Below are 18,336 nucleotides of genomic sequence, written 5' to 3'. Positions count from 1 at the left end.
CTGAATTGAAACCCATAAGCAAGTGCATTAACACCGATTGACCTCAATGACAAAGTATGCGGGATGAATCGTGGTAAAGGATGATTACCAAAACAGATAACGTACACTCCAAGTCAGCACTGGCTCGGTGAAATTCCTATCGACTTGATGATTAACGCCAACCTCCACCGAGCTCACCCAATCGGATAAAAACGGCGTTTCCCATTCAACACTGATGCCGACATCACGCCAAGTCCCAGAGACATCACGTAACGCTTGATTATGTTTGTCGGCATAGCGAGACCAGCCATTGATACTCCACTCATCATTAAGTCGATAGGAGCCATCAATCAACCACTGTGCTCCAACGGCATTTGACCAATCTTTCTGCCATGCTAATGAGGCCGACAATGATTCAGTAAATAAATACCCGATACGCAAACTTGAACCGATTCGTGATGAGCCCTGCTCTTCGCTCAATAAGACTGGGCCAACGGTAAAATAAGCCTTGTCCCAATAAGGCATAGGTAAAGCCACCCCCGCTTCACCTCCCTGAGCAAAAAACAGTCCAAACTCCGTCTCTTTTTCGTAAGCAATGCTCGGTGACCACTCCCATTTGGTTGAGGAACTCACCGCAGGGCTATCAATACCAAAACTGGCCCCAAGACTAAACTCATCACAACGCACAACGCCGACCCATAGGGTCAGCGTGAGCACGATGATAGCTTGGTAAGCGAGAATCATCGTTGGATTAAGCATCCGATAACCTCTTCTTACGGTAAACGTCTTTCCACATCTGATCTTGATGATCGCCCATCAGATGGCAAATAATGCCCGAACGCTTGAACAGATAAATGATGCCAACCGATAATGAACATAGGGTAAAGATCAACAAGAAATTATTGGGTAAAGTCGTTCCCATCTTTGCTGAAGCCCAAGTAAGCAACGGACCCCATAAGAAGATAAAAATCGACTTATGGAAGATAAACACGGTTAATGAGTACATGCCAATCCAATTGAGTGGTCGCCAGCTTAAGCGAATTCCCGCTTGATGCAGTGTTAAAATTAAACCAATCACTAAAAATTCCGTGCCCCAAATCCCGAGACGACCAATGGTATCTTCTGCTAAGGCATGCTCTTCGGCATAGACATCATGCAAATCAATCGTCGCGGCTTGACCATTCAAGAAATAAAGCGATAAAGCCACCAGCGCAATACCCAATACCAGTTTATTCAGCGCATCACGTTTTTCAGCGTAATGATGCCACACCCACCCGTAGAGGAAACCAAAACACCCACTGGCCATAAACAGATCTAACCGCGCATCCAACTCATAACCCGGATGAACATGGGTTTGCATCCATAGTTCAGCATGCTCTAGTAATGATGTCACACCTAACTGACTGACGATGGTACTCAATACGGTCAACACCAACATGCCGCGAATACCAAAAAAGGCGTAAACAATAGAGAAAAAAGCCAGTAACGTCATCCATAGCATGACCGGATAAAATGAAATTGCCTCACCAAAGTTAGGAGCAATAATAAAACCTTCAATGTACAACACAAAAATAATGCTCAAAAACAGAGCCAGTTTTTTCACCAGTGTTGCTCGCATATGCTCAGATGATCGCGCCGAAAGATTAAAGGCCGCTAACGCTAAATAGACTTGACTCACCCAAGGAATCAACCATGCTGAGACTTGTCCGGTAAAACTGTCCATCGGGACAAGTTGCCCCAACATTGGTAAGTGTGAACGATATAATGTCTCATAAAAATCGCTCTCTTTAGGGAAAAAATCCACATACCAATAGTTTAAATACCCCGTATAATGTTCAAAGATGGCCATAAAAATAACCAAGCCGCGTAAAAAGTCGAGGCCGACTAAACGCGTACGGTTTTCATTGGGTTGTATAGAATTCATGGGATGATACTCGTACTATTAACGTATTGGCCCGAACTATAGTTACTTATTTTTTGTGACACAACTCATGTTTTGTACGCGTATGTATGCAGGCCGTACACAGCACCACGTAATGTACCGTTTTGTCCGCCCCTATTGTATCCACTCTATTTTTAACTGATGATTCGCTTATGAAAATTGTACTTATCGAAGACGATGTAAAGCTAGCAGAGCTCCTGACTAGCTATTTAGAAAATAATGAGTTTGAGGTTCATCTGGCTCATGATGGCCTACAAGCCAGCGCGTTGATTTTGCAAGTTCAGCCAGATTTAGTGATTCTCGACCTGATGCTACCCGGTTTAGACGGCTTATCGATTTGCCGAGAGATTCGTAACGACTACAAAGGGAAAATTGTCTTTTTAACCGCCAGTGATGATGATATCGACCATGTCGCCGCCCTTGAGCTAGGCGCCGATGACTTTGTTAATAAACCGATTAAACCTCGGGTATTATTGGCGAGAATCCGCATGCTATTACGTCGCCAGCAACAAACCGAGTTAGCGCATCCAGACAACGATCATCAGCTTCATTTTGGGCAGCTCAGTATCAACCATAAGCTTCGTCAATGCTCTCTCGCCGGTGAAGATATTGTACTTACCGACAGTGAATTTGACCTTTTGTGGTTACTGGCTAGCCATGCTGAGCAAGTGCTGTCACGCGAGTATTTAGTCAAAGAAACCCGTGGTATTGAGTACGATGGTCTTGATAGAACCATCGACAATAAAGTGGCCATTTTACGCCGTAAACTTGGCGACAGCTCATCGGTCCCAAAACGTATCTTAACCTTACGTGGTAAAGGTTATTTATTTGTCCCAGAAAGTTGGTCATAAAGGGAGACTATGAAACGTCTTTATTTAGAGCTTTATCTCGCTCTAGTCGGTATTTTTATGTTTACTCTAGTGAGTTATGTCAGCATTAATGACTGGCTCTCTCCTGATCTTGACTTAGTCGCACGCAGTCAACAAATTCAAAGTAGCCTTGAGCTTTTAGAATTTGTCGCCGATCAGCATGGGGTTGACGTTGCCAAAGAAAAACTCAAAGCGATTGCCGATGCAAACTGGCTAGTCATTGACGCGCTGCCCGAAAACTCCCCTTTACTGACCCCTCAAGTTAGAGAGCGACTAGCCAATCATGGCGTTTTTACTACCGATGAAGATGGTTCTATTTTTACCTTTAATCCAACCGATACCATCTATCATATCTATCGCGATCCAGAAGCTGAGATTTGGATTGCCTTAGATATCGAAGATTGGGTTATTTTCCTGGTTTTAATGGGTTGCTTTGCCGTGTACAGCATGGTGATGATGAAGTTATTTATGTGGCGATTCAAACACCTCGAACAAGTAACGCAAGCCTTAGCCAAAGGTGACTTAAGCATTCGAGCAAAAGAGACGGGATCAATGAGATTGGGAACGCTTAACCGCAGCTTTAATGCTATGGCAGATAAAATCTCTCATCTGATTGAAAGTCATAAAATGCTCACCAACGCGATTGCCCATGAGGTGCGCACCCCGCTGTTTCGGATTCAGTGCCAGCTTGATATGCTGCAAGATATGCCAGAAAAAAAGGATAAATACATTGCTGGCATCGAAGATGACATCCACGAACTCGAAGAGATGATTAACGAGCTGCTTCGCTTAGGTAAAATGGAAACGACGCCATTAACCTTCATTAGCCTCGACCTAGCGCAATGGCTGCCAACGCAAATCGAAAAATGGCAAATCGAGTCGCCAGTAACCATTGAATTGCAAGCGCCACAGCAATGGCCAACGCCACTAGTCGATAGTAATTTATTGAATCGTGCCATTTCTAATGTCGTACGCAATGCTTCTCGCTATGCCAAGCAGCAAGTAAAAATCAGTGTCAGTTGTGATGATATTGATTGGACAGTAACGATTGAAGACGATGGTCCCGGGATCCCGGAAACTCATTGGCCACATATTTTTAAACCGTTTTATCGAGTCGGATCGGCGCGAGATAAAGCCAGTGGTGGTTTTGGATTAGGATTAGCGATTGCTGAACAAATCGCTCGTCAACATCATGGGCATTTGATAGTAATCTCTAGCCCGAGTTTAGGCGGAGCTTGTTTTGAATTCAGGCTACCACTCAATATCAGTGAAGAGAGATAACAACATCGTGAGAAGGGATCGCTTCTCACGATGTTCACGACACTATTGTTAGTTTACGGTTACTCTGTAACGGCTGGCGAGTGATGTTCAACAGCCTGTAAAAACTGACGTAACGTTGCATCACTGCACTCTCGATAATGCTTATTACCCGGCTTACGGAAAAAAGCGCCGATTTCGTTTTTACTCAGCTCAACCCCAACCTGCTGAAAAAGAGTCAGTAAATCATCAGCTTGCAAATTTAACGCAATACGCAGTTTCTGAAACACCATATTATTATTCAAATTCGCTTCTGGCTTTGCCGCTTCCCCTTCACGCTTGCCGCGTTTGAGGTTAATCAAACCATTTAAAAAACTCGCTAATTGCGGATCACTCAGTTCAGCAAACTCAGGGGCTTGCGGTTTGCTCAGCCAAGAGGCTAATTGTGCTGGTGTTGTCTCGTTATCCGCGAGATGAAAAATCTCTAATAAAGTTTGGTCGTTAAAAGCAAACGTCGTGCGCAAAGCGCAGAAAATATCATTATTGGTCAAAGTTTTTCCTAGTCTTAGGTACTCCAGCGCTATCAACTTGATCGCTGGCAGGTCGTCACTTTAGCAGACCTGACCAGGATCCCCAATCAATAAACCCGTTAACGAGGTTTATATTGAGTCGGGCAGTAACCGCGATCAACTTCAGGTGGACGTAATTTAAGGTGCTTGGTTTCTCTGCCACTGACTCTCTTTCGCCACAAGTTAAAACTACGTGTGGTTAGATGCCTGCGCATAAAACGAATCACCTGTGGTTCAGTTAAACCAAATTGGTGAAAAATAGCTTCAAATGGCGTTCTATCTTCCCATGCCATTTCAATAATTCTTGATTGCTCATCAGCAGAAAACATACGCTGGTACTATTCCTTTTATAAACACACTCAGGGTAATACGTAACCTAAAGTAGGATAGATGCGTCTCCATCATAAAAAATTTCGGTTATTATTCTCGATACGATGAGTGTGTTCTCTCTGTCGAGGCGACGATAGCTCGGCTGGTTAATCCTCCCGCCAATGACACATCCAACACCTGAGCCGGCTGCTGAACAAGTTTTTCGCCACTCCAATAGTCATACCAATCGACCGGTTGGGTAGCGGTCAAGGTATAATGCTGTGAGGTAGCTTGATCGTTAAATAAACAGTGCAACTCATGATTAGGGGTTAAAGCCAATCGCCAATGATTAAGCGCTAAAGACGTTGGCGTCGACGTCTCTTGAGTCTGATGTTGGCGAGCGATCAATTGCTGAAGACTGCTCTTAGCAAAAGGCGTTAACTCGGTGAGCGGATCACCTGAAAGCAGTACCCCTCCACAAGCAAGTAGTACATTACGATGAAATTCATAACTGGCGAGATCGGTAGCCTGATCGGCTAACGACACCAAGGTGGCACAGTCGGGATCGATTTGCCATAACTGACGATGTTGCCAACTGCGATAAAAGGTTTCTTTAGCGATTTGCGCAAAACGTTGACGACGACGTTCGACATCATCAGACACTCGCATCGCATCCACCAAACCGAGTGATGGCCACATCGGCGCATTACAACCCAATAACCAAGCCTCTCCGGCTCCTTGGGCTATCGCTTGCATGCCCATCCGATAAGCCTCAACCCCAGTAACGCCTGATTGGTAACGCAAACCTTTTAGGGTTCCCCAATAATTGGCATCCAGTTTAAACAGTTCAACCCCCCACTCTTCTCGCATGGTTTTTATTACATGAGTTAAATAAGCCTGAGCTTGTGGATGAGAGCCATCTAACACATACCAAGGCGTGCAACGCCATCCGCCGTAGGTCACATCTTCGGCTTTTAGAGGCTGTCCTTGGTGATTTTTAACAAACCAGTCAGGGTGTTGCTGAAACAAAGCCGATTCAGGCTGAGCAATAAACGGAGCCAGCCAGATTGCCGGTTTTTTGCCCGCCGCTTTAATACTCTGGAGCAGCGTTTTTACACCACCGGAAAATTTCTCTGATGGCGTCAACCAATCGCCCATAAAAGCTTGGTATCCGTCATCCAGTAATACCCACTCGACCTCCGCCAACTCGCCTTGCATGGCCGCAAGGTTAGCGCGAATATGCTGCTCATTAACTTCCGCATAATAGGCATACCACGAACACCACCCGATCGGCGCAGGCTGAGTTACCCCGTCACGTGATCGATGATGGCGTTGAATGGCGTGCGCATACTGTTGGTAGATCTCGGCTAGCGATGAGTCTTGCAATACGATAAGTGATTCTAAACGGTGATTGGGCCAATCACTCGGCAGAGTTTGCTCTCCATCGATGGCGGCAATCAGATACGTGGTTTCTTCTTCCACCACTAACTCAAAATAGCCCGCAAACCGTTGGCAAGAGGTAAAGCCAACGAGCTGATATTGGTCTTTATCTTCAATCACTAGGTAGTTGTAGTAGCGTTTATTGGCATGAGAAGCATAAAGTCGATAACTCTGGTCATTATCGGGGCAACGACCCACATCCAGCGGATGACTCACCGTACCCGCCGTTTGCGCCAACATTTGAAAGCCATCGCCAATGACTCGGGCATGGGGATCACTCTTTAGCGCCATCCGAAATAGGACATAGCGATCGCTGATGGGCACCGAGTCGCGTCCTAAATAAGAAAAATGCAATTCATTGTCTTGTAATACGACGTTTAACTCTGATGAGAGATCAATCTCTCGCTGGCAAGGTAACGTTAGGGAGCTCATGTATTCCACCACTCACATCAATCATACAACGTAGTGTCTAAGGAATTAGGCGCACATATTGTTAAGAAACTCACGTTTTCTTGTAATCACGGTGAATAATCGAATATTCAAAGCGTCAAGCATCATTGCCGTCAAGGTGGGAGTCTATGCTGACTAATTGTATTTAGTGGATCAGTTTTCGATGATCGCTACACCTTCATTTCCCTGCCTCACAACAGTAGCAGGCAAAATATGACGGGGATCTATGGAGATCATATCCCAAAACCACACAAAACCGTCATTCCCGCGTAGGCGGGAATCTATGCGCAGTATCAGTAAACGGTGACCATTGATCGCTCACTTAAGCACTTGGCATCGGTTGCAGAATGGATCCCCGCCTTCGCGGGGATGACTGGTGAGCGTGTAATGGTTTTTCTAAGCTGCCTGTGCGGCAGTGAACGCCCGATTAACAGCTTGATTGCTAACTTAATATTTCTAAGCTGCCTGTGCGGCAGTGAACCGAATTGACGCACTGGGTTACCCTGCCAAGAATTTCTAAGCTGCCTGTGCGGCAGTGAACATGTAACGTTACTTCCTCAAGGAGGAGTAGTGATTTCTAAGCTGCCTGTGCGGCAGTGAACAGTTAATAATGTCGCTCGCTAGAAAAATGAACTTTCTAAGCTGCCTGTGCGGCAGTGAACAACTGCGGCTTGACGCTGATTTTCGACTGATCTTTCTAAGCTGCCTGTGCGGCAGTGAACGTGTTTCATGGTCATAAAGTGCTAGATAGAGCTTTCTAAGCTGCCTGTGCGGCAGTGAACAACAAGCCGAGCTTGTATCAGTGAGAGTGGAATTTCTAAGCTGCCTGTGCGGCAGTGAACTATAGAATAACAACATAAAAATAAGTTACAACAAGCAGTTAGAGTAAAAAAGCCATTTTTACCCTATTTTAAATCACATGCTGTAACTATTTGTATTTAAAGGTTATTTTTAAAGAGCAAAAATAGGGTTAAAACCAAGGAACCGTAGTGGTATGACTTAGCCCATAGGAGTCAAACTTTCCGGATACTGGCAGTGGCTGTATTTCACCAAACTCAAAGAATTTACGATGTACCTGCTTCGTCGAACTGCTGAATAAATCTAGGTACGGATTATCAAAACCTTGGCTAAGCATTTTCACTTTGTAACGTTTTTCACCTTCTTTATCGATGCTACCGCGAGCGATCAAACGTCTGAGCTTCGCTTGACTTAAATTGCTACGCTTTACTGAGATCACTCGATATTGCACCTGTTCAGGAATAGCCAATATCTCACTCACTTGGCAGTAACCAGATAACGGACCAAGCCAGTTTAAACCTTGTAAATCATGCAAAAAGCTTGCTTCACCATGTAAGCGAAATAATCGCCCAAGTTTTACGTTAACTTCTGGAAAGCTGATGCCTATTTGATCGCTATTCAGCATCACCAATGCTTTGTGAAATTTGGTAAACACTTTACTGCTCAATTCGGCTTCAAGCATTTCTGCATCGGGCTTTAATCGAATATCAATGTGTGAGTCCATATTTCCTCCTAAAGCCGTATGTTTGACACATAAGCTAGGCCTTTTTTCCCTAGGTAAAAACTTGATACCCCAGCATTTTCGATCAAGCTTTTTATTTCTTGTGCTTTGTTGCGATCAACATCGATATTAATTTCTAATTGACCACTAGCTTTCGTCATCATGGAAGTCACTTCCCCTTGCCCTTTTATCTTTTCTTTCTTGATAAAAGGATTGCCCCAAATTGTTTTCTTTGATCCCGTGGTATATCGATCCATGAAATCTTTTTTGGTAAATCCACGTTTAGATATACCACTAATACCACCTGATTTAGTTTTCGCAGTGGCCATATCATAATTTACTTCTAGTCGAGCAAGTTGAAGATAGAGTGCTGAACAATAAAGGCTGATTGGTGTAATCAAGTTTTTATTGTTTAAATATTCAATTTCTGGAAAATTTTTATTTAAAATATCAATAACCAGAGCCAGATTGTCATTTAACTCTATTGCTTTTTCTTTATTAAGACTCTCCAATCGGTTAATAATACTTAAAGGATCAAGATCAATTGATACTTCTACCTGTGGTTGCTTAATAATAAAATCGCAGAGCTGATTGAAATCTAGGTTCAATACTCCCCAAAACTGCTGTGAATATTCAGACTTAAAAACGGGATCAGACACCTTAATCATACCAGTAAATGAATTTTGGTCCGTACTGCCATTCATATTACGAATAAAAGTCATTTCATTGGTAAACTGCGGCTTATCTGTAAAACTGACCTTATCTTCCAACTCTGAAAAATAATAGCTAGTTTCATGTATGTTACTACGAGCCTGATACAGTTTACGCTGGTCACCAATTAATCGATTAAGTATTCCCATTACAGTATCCAAAGTCGTTTCGCATACTTTGAAATTACCCTCTTTTTTTAAGTTAGTCATTGATCCTAAAAATTCACGGCCTTTCTTAGGAACAGGATCATTATTTGAACCACCTAAAAATGAATTTCGCCAGCAAGAATCATATTCTATGGTTATTTTCATTCAGCCTCCTATTTTGCATAAAAATACTGAGCAAACGGTACATGTTGCTCATTGCTGATTTCGGATTCATCACGCTTAATACGCATCATTTTATGACTATCGTTATAATCTACAGTGATCTCATCGACATACATATAGCCTTTCGCTTGACGAATAGATAAATTAGCTAAGCGATCTAATGTTTCAGTAACCAAGATTTTTACTGCATCATCATTAAGTAAAATCCCGCATTCGCCTTCTTCAAAAATGGTACCTTTACGCACATAATTGCTGTGGAATATGGCAACAGGGTTGAGTGAAGGATTAAGCGACTGAATAAAGTCTTGTACCGTTTTAGCCACTTCTTCACCTTGGCCCTCTTTGATAATCATACTGGCGCGATCAAATTTCTTATCGAGTGAGATAAATTGCAATTGTTCAATACTGATCGAGCCATAAGAAACGTACTCAGTATCACCAAATGTTGTTTTAGAAAAGAATGATGAGCTGTCACGCGCACCAGCTTGACCAAACTGTTCAAAGTTACCGTTACCCAATTGATCAATAAAATCCTCTAGAAGTAGGGGGCTTGTGCGTTTACACTGACTTGAAGGAACGACGTAACCACGGATCAACCCTGTAATAGAAGCTAACACCATTTCTAGGTTTTTCTCTGCGGCAAAATGTAAATCGAATGCTTGATCCCTAAAAAGATGATGACGGATACAGTTTTGGCTGATATATAAAGGCGTTTTTTTAAAATCTATATCTGTCGCTTCCTTTTTATATTTATAACCTGTTTCTTCTTTCACTTTCCCTGTTAAATTGGTATAGCCTCGTAACTTTGGTAAAGTATGATTGTCTACAGTTTTACCATTGTCACCAGTCAAAGTTGTTGGTCCATTCCAGTTCACAACACCATGCCCTAATGCTTTAATTTTAAAATCTACACTTTTAATACCTGTTACTTTTTCCATGGTTTATTCCTCATTTTCTGTAGTTTGATTGATTTGTTTAATGGATATAGCGCCGATAGCTTGTTTATCGCAGACGGCGTAATAAATAGCATGCGAGTGACGGGCACTTTCGCCGCCCACTTGCAGTAAATCGTTGCTGGTATAACTTAAATAAATTGGCGATTCAGGATCCCGAGCTTGGTTTAATAAAATTTTGTCAGTGAACGATTTATTAAACCCACCCATAATGTTGTGATGTTTTTTAAACATATGAGATAACAGGTCTTTGTCACTTTGGCCATAACCACAAATAGCGCTAGTGGCATAGGTAAGATTATCAATATTGCTGTCATCATCTAGTTGTATTGAGTAGGCATATTGGTCAAGAAAATTTGGCTCCGAATTACTGAGATCTACAAGCGCCATTTGCACAAAACGATTATCGCCACGCAGAGATCCTTTACTGATTTTACTGCGTTTTTTATCTTTATTTTTCTTCGGTGGCATGGTGATTGGATCAACCACTTTGACATTAATTTGTTGCACACTGTTTTTAAGTGCAGCCACTAAATCACTTTCTATAAAACTACGATTACGCTCGGTGTGATGAAAAGTGAAATAAAGTTGATAAGCTTCTGGCAAGGTAAACGTTTTATCATCAAGTTCGCTTCGCAAAAATTGATACCATGCCCTCACAGAGCTTAATACATACATTTTCGATAGAAAACCCGCAGCAGGGCTTTTACCTTTGCTATTAGCAATTGATTCAGGCACTGCTAATGTGTAAGTGTTTACAACCTTATTTTCACCAAAGCGATCTAAACGACCTAAACGCTGTAAGCTATCTTCAGCACTGGTGATTTCGGCCACCATATAATCACAACTGATATTTAGCGAGGCCTGTACAATTGGTCCACTGCGCAACACTTCAAACTTACGGGTTCCTCCGCGTTTAAATGCTTCGTACACTTCACCAAACCATTTACGTTTGTCACTCTTAATAAATTTTGAGTGTAATAAAACAGAATTTTCTCTGTGTTGATTGCGGATAAAACTATTTTGTGCCGTGAGTGCCATATTACTGATAACAAAAGTACCATCCTTTTGTTCCGTAAATAGCGGATTATCTGCACCTAATTCCGAATCATTGAATACTTTAAAGTCAAGTTGATATTGGCTGTGGTTAAACGATGGCATGACTTTAATATCATCAGGATGAATACCAAGTAGTTCTTCAACAAACACGTAATGAGGGGTTGCCGACACTAATAAGGTTTTGGCTTGTTGCTGCTGCATCTTTTTGGCGGCAATAAGCTCTGCAAACAACAAATTAAAGGCTGGCATATTGACGTACTCATGAAATTCATCAAATACGACATGTACGTTCAAAAAATCTATAAGCGTGTTGGCTTTCGTGTGGCTGATCACTGAACCGAGGATTTGATCTATGGTGGTAATAACGATATCACCAGAAAAGCTTTCATCATCGGTAATAGGATTATCCCATTGATTATGAAACTTAAATTCCCCCGTATTAATTTCAATGGTGCTATTGGGCAAATATTGCTCCGAGGTGAGCTCATAAAATAAACCTTGGCATACCTGTACGCGAGGGCACACCCAAATAATGCGCTTCGCACCTTTCAATTTTGCCCATTCCAAGGCAATTTTGGTTTTACCACAGCCAGCAGCACCCGCGAGTACTGAAATATCATCAGCGTTAGCCAATTGTTGAGCAATCTCACTTTGCTTTTTACTGCGTTCACTATCCGGATAAAATGTGCGTAGGCAGGTAGCAATATCGCTACTGAGAGAAGACTCCACTTCGAGCAGCCCAGCCACAAGTTCATTCAAGTTCCGCTCAAAAATGACAGCGTGTAATTCTGTCGCACTTAATGCAGATATTATTCGATCAGAAGTGATCAAGCATGCACGTGCAACATTGTTTAGCGCATTAACTTTTACATTGAAGGTATTGGCTGATACTGATTCTTCTAGTTCATATTCTTTATAGCTAGGCAGAGGCGGCGCATCAGGCAGATTCTCCTCTAATCCCTGCAATTCGTCAGCCAAAATACTTCTTTCAAGGACACTATTGGTTGACTCACGGTATTTTTTATCTATGGCAACGACTTGCTTAATCAGCGCTTGGGCTTGAACCACAATATCAGCTAACTTTGCTTCTTTTTGATTTATCACCAGCTTTTTGCAAATATCTTTATAACTATCAAAGCCATTTTTTTCTTTACGAAAGGGCTTTGCATGATGCCAATATACCGCGTGCTTTACAGAACGCTTATTGCTGGGATTTAGACATTTTAGTTCTGCACTATCAAGTAATTGATAGAGCAAAAGTGAAATTTCATTATGTCTTGGATGCTTATCAAAGCTAAATTTAGCATCATCAATATGCTGACCATCGTCTGCTATGTACTCTTTCTTTTTAGGGTTGGTTACCCACTCTTGGAACTTGGGATCAATTTTTCCTAAATCATGCAAACAACCTGCAATGAAATTCACAATTGAAAACTGGGTATTGTCTGGAAATAACTGACAATGTAGTCGTTCGGCAACATATCCAACCGCAAATAAATGCTCGCTCAGTGGTTGCAATTGGGTGTTTGCATACAACACACCTTGCTTGGGTTTATCAGTTAAAACATCCATAAAAACCTCTTTTCTAGTTTGATTAACAGGCACCACACCTTCCACATTAAATTTCTTTTTATTGCCCACTACCCATAACAACTGGCTGCGTGAACGAGAGCGGATCCAATGGCAACTGACGGCGGTGCTGCGGGTGGCGGTTTGGCCTAGCATTTTTTTGACGGTTAATAGCCCTTCTTCGGTGATCAAAGTTTGCCAAGTGTTATCGCCAATTCGGTTGGCGAAGGCATCCAGTACGCGGCGGGTTTTCTTGAGGGCGTTTTTCTCGCATTGACTGACAAAAGTGACCATCATAACGAGCCATCCTCGCTTTCTTCTTCCTCTTTACCTTGCAGTGCGACCTGTTTCACCGTATCAAACATAAAATCGAGCGCTTTGTGTTCAATGAAAGATTGTAAAATTTGCTGGCGAAACACTTGCTCGGTGGCGTTTTCTTTGGCGCAAACGAATGCCCACGGCAGTACGATGGCGTCTTTGATTAGGTCGGCTACATCAAACACCAAGGCTCCACGGCGGGTTTTGCCATGCATGACGGCAAAGCCGTGCGGAATGCCAAGCACCCACAAGCAGCTTGCCGCAAGCCCATAGGCTAAGTAGTTGCCGTGGTTTAAAAAATCGTTGGCTTTGTCGGTGGATTTTTTGTCCGGCTGATGCTGGCGAGTAAAACCGTCTTTACCGGTATTATTAGCGGCGTACTTGTATAAGGATTTGGTCAGTTGTGCTTCGGTGAGCAATAAGTCGGATTGTTTGCTGGCGGCGTCAGTGCGTTGGTGAAAGGTTTCAAGAGATTGCTGTATCACTTCATCTTGAACATTAAATTTCTCTAGGGTTAATTCTCGGTCTGATCGCCAAACGCGCTGTAAGTAATCAATCCGCGCATTTTGGAACTGTTTGGCGGCCGCCAAGCGTTTTTGATCATCAAACCAGAACGATAGCCAACCTTGTAGATATTCGGTGGGCCGGTATTCGCTTTGCGGCGTAAACCATTCTACTTCACACGCCATATGCAATGGCGTGCCACCGCCACCACAAAACCCGACCAATACGCCTGCCTGTGAGAGCATGCGCATCGCGGCTTGAGTAATGGAGGTGCCGTTACCGAGCATCAGTACGGTGGTATTGGCAATCGGGATATTGAAGTAGAGATTTTCTTTGTCGGCTTCTGTTAAATAGAGCACACGGCCATCTTTTTGCATCACACGGCAATATTCCAAGTAATACATATTGGCGCGCTTTGAGTGCAGTATGGTTTTTAAATCGGAGGGGGATAAATCGTCCATGTTTTATTCCTTATGCTTTCTCGCTGATCTCGACACTCAACGGTCACCTGCAACGCCACATCATTTAACGCCAGAACAAGAGGTTTACTATCTTGGTTTGGCGTCTAATACCATCGTCTCACCCTAACATAAGCCCACCTAAGAGGCTTTAGGCTCTGTTGCATAATGCAGTGTCTATCATGCTTTTATTGCCGCTTTAACTCACATTTTCGCGAACTGCGTTCAGGGATAACTGCACATTCTGCTGTCGTTTCGAGATATACTGATGATCTTATTTTTATCTTAATTATCAGGGCTAAGCGTACAGTCCATCGTCATTAGGCGGGAGCATGAAACTCAAAAGTTATTTAGCATTAACGACGATTGCGACAACCTCTTCGATTGTGATTGTTGTGACCTGCGCTATTTTTTTTCTGCTACAAAATTCCTACACTGAAGGGCTTAAAGCTCGCGGTTTAGAGTTAGCTCGCGTCATCGCGAATGATCCTGCGGTGATTGAGGCAGTGAACGCGCAGAATACATCGCCTACCCGCTCATCAATTGCTGATTATATGGAACATATCCGCGCCCAAACCGATGCGTCTTATATTGTGGTCGTGGATAAAAAGACCATGCGTTTAAGTCATCCTGATCCGACGCGTGTCGGTCAACGATTTATTGGCGAAGATATTTATCCCGCGTTAATCCAAGGTGCTGAATACAGTAGTATCCATTCAGGAACGTTAGGTAAAGCGATTCGTAATTTCTCACCCATTTACTGGCAAGACGAGGTGATTGGTGCGGTTAGTATCGGTTATTTATCTGAGAAAACATCGGATATTTTATTGGCGCAATATGGTCATCTTGGTGGTTTAATTGCTGTCGTCTATTTACTAGGGATCGGGATCAGCAGTGCGTTTGTTTTTAAAATGAAACGAACGTTTCTTGACTATGAACCGGAATTTATTATTCATAAATTCCGTGAGCATGAAATGGTATTAGACAGTATTCGCGATGCGATTATTGCCGTAGATAATAATATGAACATTACCACCATCAATAATAGTGCGATGCAAAAACTCTCTATGGGCGTCTGTAATCGTTATGATTATTTAAACCAACCACTCTCCCGTTATTCAACACCATTAAGTCACTTGGTTTTAGCCAAACCGAGCCAGCTGCATCAAGGTGAATTTTCTATTGGTCAATTAAACTACAAAGTGGATATTTACCCGATTGCTAGCGCCAAAGGTGTTAAAGGCCAAGTGATTGTCTTTTTTCCCAATCTGGAGCAAAACGAACTTGAGCGTGAAGTGGTTTATCTTAAAAATTATGCCCAGCTATTACGCAGTAAAACCCATGAGTATTCCAATAAATTAAATGTTTTATCCGGCCTGTTACAAAGTCAAAAACACCATGAAGCCATTGAATTTATCCAACAAGAAACCGATCGCTATCAATCCATCATTCATAATATTGTTTTTTCAGTCAATGATAGTGTCATTGCTGGTTTATTACTGGCTAAATTTAATAAAGCCTCAGAGATTGGCGTTAAATTTATTATTGACGAAGATACTCACTTATCGAGTTATCCGAAAAATCTTTCTGAAAAGTTTGTGACTATTTTAGGCAATCTGATTGATAACGCTTTACTGGCTGCATGGCAAAACCGAGCAAGCTGTTGTCCATTGGTGCATATTTATCTTAGTGATCGAAGTCATCATATTATTTTTGAGGTGCAGGATAGCGGAGCGGGAGTCAGTGAGCAAATTACCGAGCATATTTTAGAGTTTGGAGTCAGCACGAAACTCGATCACGAGCAAAGCGGTGTAGGCTTGTATTTGGTCAAACAATGGGTCGATAATTTTAACGGCAGTATTGACTGGGAAAGAACCGACGAAAATACTACCCTATTCAGTATTTATTTAGATAAAAACAAAGTCATTAATTATGAATAAAACAACCGTCATGTTACTTGAAGATGATCCCCGAGCGAGTTATATGCTTGAGTCAGCAATTAATCAGCATCCTGATTTTATCGTTGTCGCCGCCAGTGAAAGTTGCGCCGATGCTTTACTGCAATATACCACCTTTAAACCGCAACTGATTTTTGTTGATATCAGCCTACCAGATGGTAATGGCATTGAGGTGATTCGTCAATTACGTGATCAGCAAGCGGCTTGTGATTTTATTATGACGACCGCCGAACGTGAAACGGCAACGGTACAAAAAGCCATTCAGTTAGGCGTGACCGACTATTTGGTGAAACCGCTGCGCATGTCGCGTATTCATCAAGCGTTAGATGATTACAAACATTACACCGCAAAATTAGCGCGTACGGCAACCGTTGATCAAGGCGATATCGATGATATTCTCGGTAAATCGGTCACTAAACCGTTACGCCAAACTCCCAAAGGGATTGATGCCACTACGTTAGCGTCCTTGAAGGCATTATTACAACAACCACACTTGGCTGAATTTTCAGCGGATGATATTGGCGAGCAGATGAACGTGAGCCGAATTACGGCTCGCCGTTATTTAGAATTTTTAGAATCCGAAGGAATGGTTCGTTTAGCGCTTAATTATAAAACGGGCGGCAGGCCACGCCGTTTGTATCATCTGGTTAACTGATCTTGTTGCTCGGTTAAGTCGGCTCATCCTCAGCCAGATCACCATTGAGTGTTCGGCATAAGAATGAGCCTATCGTTAGCGAATGAAAGCGTTAGCCATTAAGCGCCATCGAGAGAAAATACCCCACGACGGTTGCGGTTGAAACACCGATAAATCCAGGGATCAAGAAGCTATGGTTTAACACGTATTTACCGATCCGAGTCGTGCCTGAGCGGTCAAAACTTATCGCCGCAAGATCGCTTGGGTAAAACGGAAAGAAGAAATACGCGTAACAAGCCGGTAATACACCGATGATCACTTCTGGTGGGATACCCAAAGAAAAACCCAACGGTAACATAATGGTTAATACCGCTGCTTGGCTTTTTAAGAAGATAGATACCGCAAACATCGCAATAGCAAAAGTCCATGGGTGATGATTCACCACATCACGCACCATATCGATCAAAAACGTTTTGTGATAGCTGATGATGGTGTCACTGAGCCAAGCGATACCAAAGATGATGATTACCGCGGTCATACCAGCAATGAAAACATGACTGTTGACGATTTTCGATGGTTGAATATTGGTGGTTAATAAGATGATGGCCCCAACGGACAGCATTAAGAACTGAATCGCTACCGACATATTGACGCCGTTAGGCAGTAAGCCTAACTCTTTGCCGAACATCGCGACAAAAATCACCGAGGCAATCCCCAGCATAAAGACCAATAAACCCGTTTTGGCTTTTTTGTCTTCGCTAGAACCTTCAACGACCTCCGCTTCAGGATCAATCAGGCCGTTACGAAATTCTTCATCTTGGCAACGCGCTTGAAACTCAGGATCTTTATCGAGATCTTTTCCTCGGTTTAAACTCCACGTACACGCCACCAATAAGCCAATCAAAGTGGCAGGAATGGTCAGCATCAGCACATTGTGTAAACCGATATCCAAATTATTGTCAGCAGCGGTAGCCATAAACACCGCAGCAGCGGCAGCGATGGGGCTGGCTGTAATGCCCATTTGTGATGCCACTGACGCAATCGCCATCGGCCGTTCAGGTCGAATGCCTTTCTTATATGCAACATCATAAATCACTGGTAACAGCGGATAAACCGAGTGACCAGTGCCGACTAATACGGTTAATGAATAGGTGCAAAGTGGTCCGAGATAAACGATATGATTGGGGTGTTTACGCAGCATTTTTTCTGCGTATTTTACCAATAGTTTTAATCCGCCCGTGGCTTCTAATGTCGCTGAAGCCGATACCACCGCTAAAATGATCAGCATGACACCAATTGGCGGCGTTCCGGGAGCAACACCAAAGACAAACGCGAGAACCGAAACCCCTAAGCCGCCGAGTAAACCAAACGCGATGCCGCCATAGCGAATACCCGTAAAAATGACCGCAAAAAGAAGCAGCATATGTAAATAGAACATGTATTTTCCTTAATAGAGAAATCAATTAAACGCTTGTCGGAACCACTAAGCTGATGAGCGAACGTACCCAG

General features: G+C 42.9%; 16 protein-coding genes and 1 CRISPR repeat array. Of the genes, 5 read left to right on the top strand and 11 right to left on the bottom strand.

The genetic code is table 11. From position 1 onward, the window contains the following. Positions 1-84: 84 nt before the first annotated feature. Positions 85-738, bottom strand: coding sequence for a hypothetical protein (locus tag CAG58_RS05845; RefSeq protein ID WP_161426310.1), 654 nt, complete (start codon positions 736-738; stop codon positions 85-87). Further along, a complete protein-coding gene (locus CAG58_RS05840; protein WP_158143838.1) occupies positions 731-1,903 on the bottom strand; it encodes a hypothetical protein in 1,173 nt (390 codons plus the stop codon). Before CAG58_RS05840 ends, CAG58_RS05845 begins: the two co-directional genes overlap by 8 nt. 170 nt (positions 1,904-2,073) lie before the next feature. Between CAG58_RS05840 and CAG58_RS05835 the strand changes: the two genes are divergently transcribed. After that, complete coding sequence (locus CAG58_RS05835; protein WP_158143837.1) at positions 2,074-2,772, top strand: response regulator; 699 nt, start codon at positions 2,074-2,076, stop codon at positions 2,770-2,772. A 9-nt stretch (positions 2,773-2,781) separates the two neighbouring features. Then, entirely contained in the window at positions 2,782-4,071 is a 1,290-nt protein-coding gene (locus CAG58_RS05830) for an ATP-binding protein (protein ID WP_161426311.1), read from the top strand. A 59-nt stretch (positions 4,072-4,130) separates the two neighbouring features. On the opposite strand, the gene CAG58_RS05825 is transcribed toward CAG58_RS05830, so the two are convergent. The 8 genes from CAG58_RS05825 to cas1f all read right to left on the bottom strand — a co-directional run bounded on the left by CAG58_RS05825 (position 4,131) and on the right by cas1f (position 14,238). Then, entirely contained in the window at positions 4,131-4,598 is a 468-nt protein-coding gene (locus CAG58_RS05825) for a DUF1456 family protein (protein ID WP_161426312.1), read from the bottom strand. A 98-nt stretch (positions 4,599-4,696) separates the two neighbouring features. Beyond that, positions 4,697-4,945, bottom strand: a complete 249-nt coding sequence (locus CAG58_RS05820; protein WP_158143835.1) for a TIGR03643 family protein — start codon at positions 4,943-4,945, stop codon at positions 4,697-4,699. A 91-nt stretch (positions 4,946-5,036) separates the two neighbouring features. Further along, complete coding sequence (locus tag CAG58_RS05815) at positions 5,037-6,797, bottom strand: glycoside hydrolase family 36 protein (RefSeq protein WP_161426313.1); 1,761 nt, start codon at positions 6,795-6,797, stop codon at positions 5,037-5,039. Between the two features lie 411 nt (positions 6,798-7,208). Beyond that, positions 7,209-7,657: direct repeats of the CRISPR family, unit length 28 nt; unit sequence TTTCTAAGCTGCCTGTGCGGCAGTGAAC. A 128-nt stretch (positions 7,658-7,785) separates the two neighbouring features. Next, entirely contained in the window at positions 7,786-8,337 is a 552-nt protein-coding gene (gene cas6f / locus CAG58_RS05810) for a type I-F CRISPR-associated endoribonuclease Cas6/Csy4 (RefSeq protein ID WP_161426314.1), read from the bottom strand. A gap of 8 nt (positions 8,338-8,345) precedes the next feature. Further along, entirely contained in the window at positions 8,346-9,356 is a 1,011-nt protein-coding gene (cas5fv, locus tag CAG58_RS05805; protein ID WP_161426315.1) for a type I-Fv CRISPR-associated protein Cas5fv, read from the bottom strand. Between the two features lie 8 nt (positions 9,357-9,364). Beyond that, on the bottom strand, positions 9,365-10,312 hold the full coding sequence (gene cas7fv / locus CAG58_RS05800) for a type I-Fv CRISPR-associated protein Cas7fv (protein ID WP_161429833.1): 948 nt from the start codon (positions 10,310-10,312) through the stop codon (positions 9,365-9,367). A gap of 3 nt (positions 10,313-10,315) precedes the next feature. Continuing rightward, the gene (locus CAG58_RS05795; RefSeq protein WP_161429834.1) at positions 10,316-13,252 is read right to left on the bottom strand and encodes a CRISPR-associated endonuclease Cas3''; all 2,937 of its coding nucleotides are present in this window, start codon (positions 13,250-13,252) and stop codon (positions 10,316-10,318) included. After that, positions 13,249-14,238: a type I-F CRISPR-associated endonuclease Cas1f gene (gene cas1f, locus CAG58_RS05790; protein WP_161426551.1), complete on the bottom strand. Its 990-nt coding sequence runs from the start codon at positions 14,236-14,238 to the stop codon at positions 13,249-13,251. Before cas1f ends, CAG58_RS05795 begins: the two co-directional genes overlap by 4 nt. Here cas1f and CAG58_RS17045 point away from each other — a divergent pair. From CAG58_RS17045 to CAG58_RS05780, 3 genes are all read left to right on the top strand, one after another. After that, positions 14,237-14,365, top strand: a complete 129-nt coding sequence (locus CAG58_RS17045) for a hypothetical protein (protein WP_267902769.1) — start codon at positions 14,237-14,239, stop codon at positions 14,363-14,365. The two genes, cas1f and CAG58_RS17045, sit on opposite strands and share 2 nt — an antisense overlap. A gap of 202 nt (positions 14,366-14,567) precedes the next feature. Beyond that, positions 14,568-16,175: an ATP-binding protein gene (locus tag CAG58_RS05785; RefSeq protein ID WP_161429835.1), complete on the top strand. Its 1,608-nt coding sequence runs from the start codon at positions 14,568-14,570 to the stop codon at positions 16,173-16,175. Beyond that, entirely contained in the window at positions 16,168-16,848 is a 681-nt protein-coding gene (locus tag CAG58_RS05780; protein ID WP_187985748.1) for a response regulator, read from the top strand. Before CAG58_RS05785 ends, CAG58_RS05780 begins: the two co-directional genes overlap by 8 nt. A gap of 91 nt (positions 16,849-16,939) precedes the next feature. Here the strand turns inward: CAG58_RS05780 and CAG58_RS05775 are convergent, their stop codons facing one another. Continuing rightward, positions 16,940-18,265 carry an anaerobic C4-dicarboxylate transporter gene (locus tag CAG58_RS05775; protein ID WP_161425362.1) on the bottom strand — a complete coding sequence of 442 codons (1,326 nt, stop codon included), beginning with the start codon at positions 18,263-18,265 and terminating at the stop codon, positions 16,940-16,942. Between the last annotated feature and the right edge of the window lie 71 nt (positions 18,266-18,336).

The sequence above is a fragment of the Vibrio sp. V31_P5A7T61 genome (assembly GCF_009904895.1).
GTDB lineage: Bacteria > Pseudomonadota > Gammaproteobacteria > Enterobacterales > Vibrionaceae > Vibrio > Vibrio metschnikovii.
The sequence above is the reverse complement of the archived record's forward strand: the minus strand, read 5'-3'. Positions and strand labels throughout refer to the sequence as shown.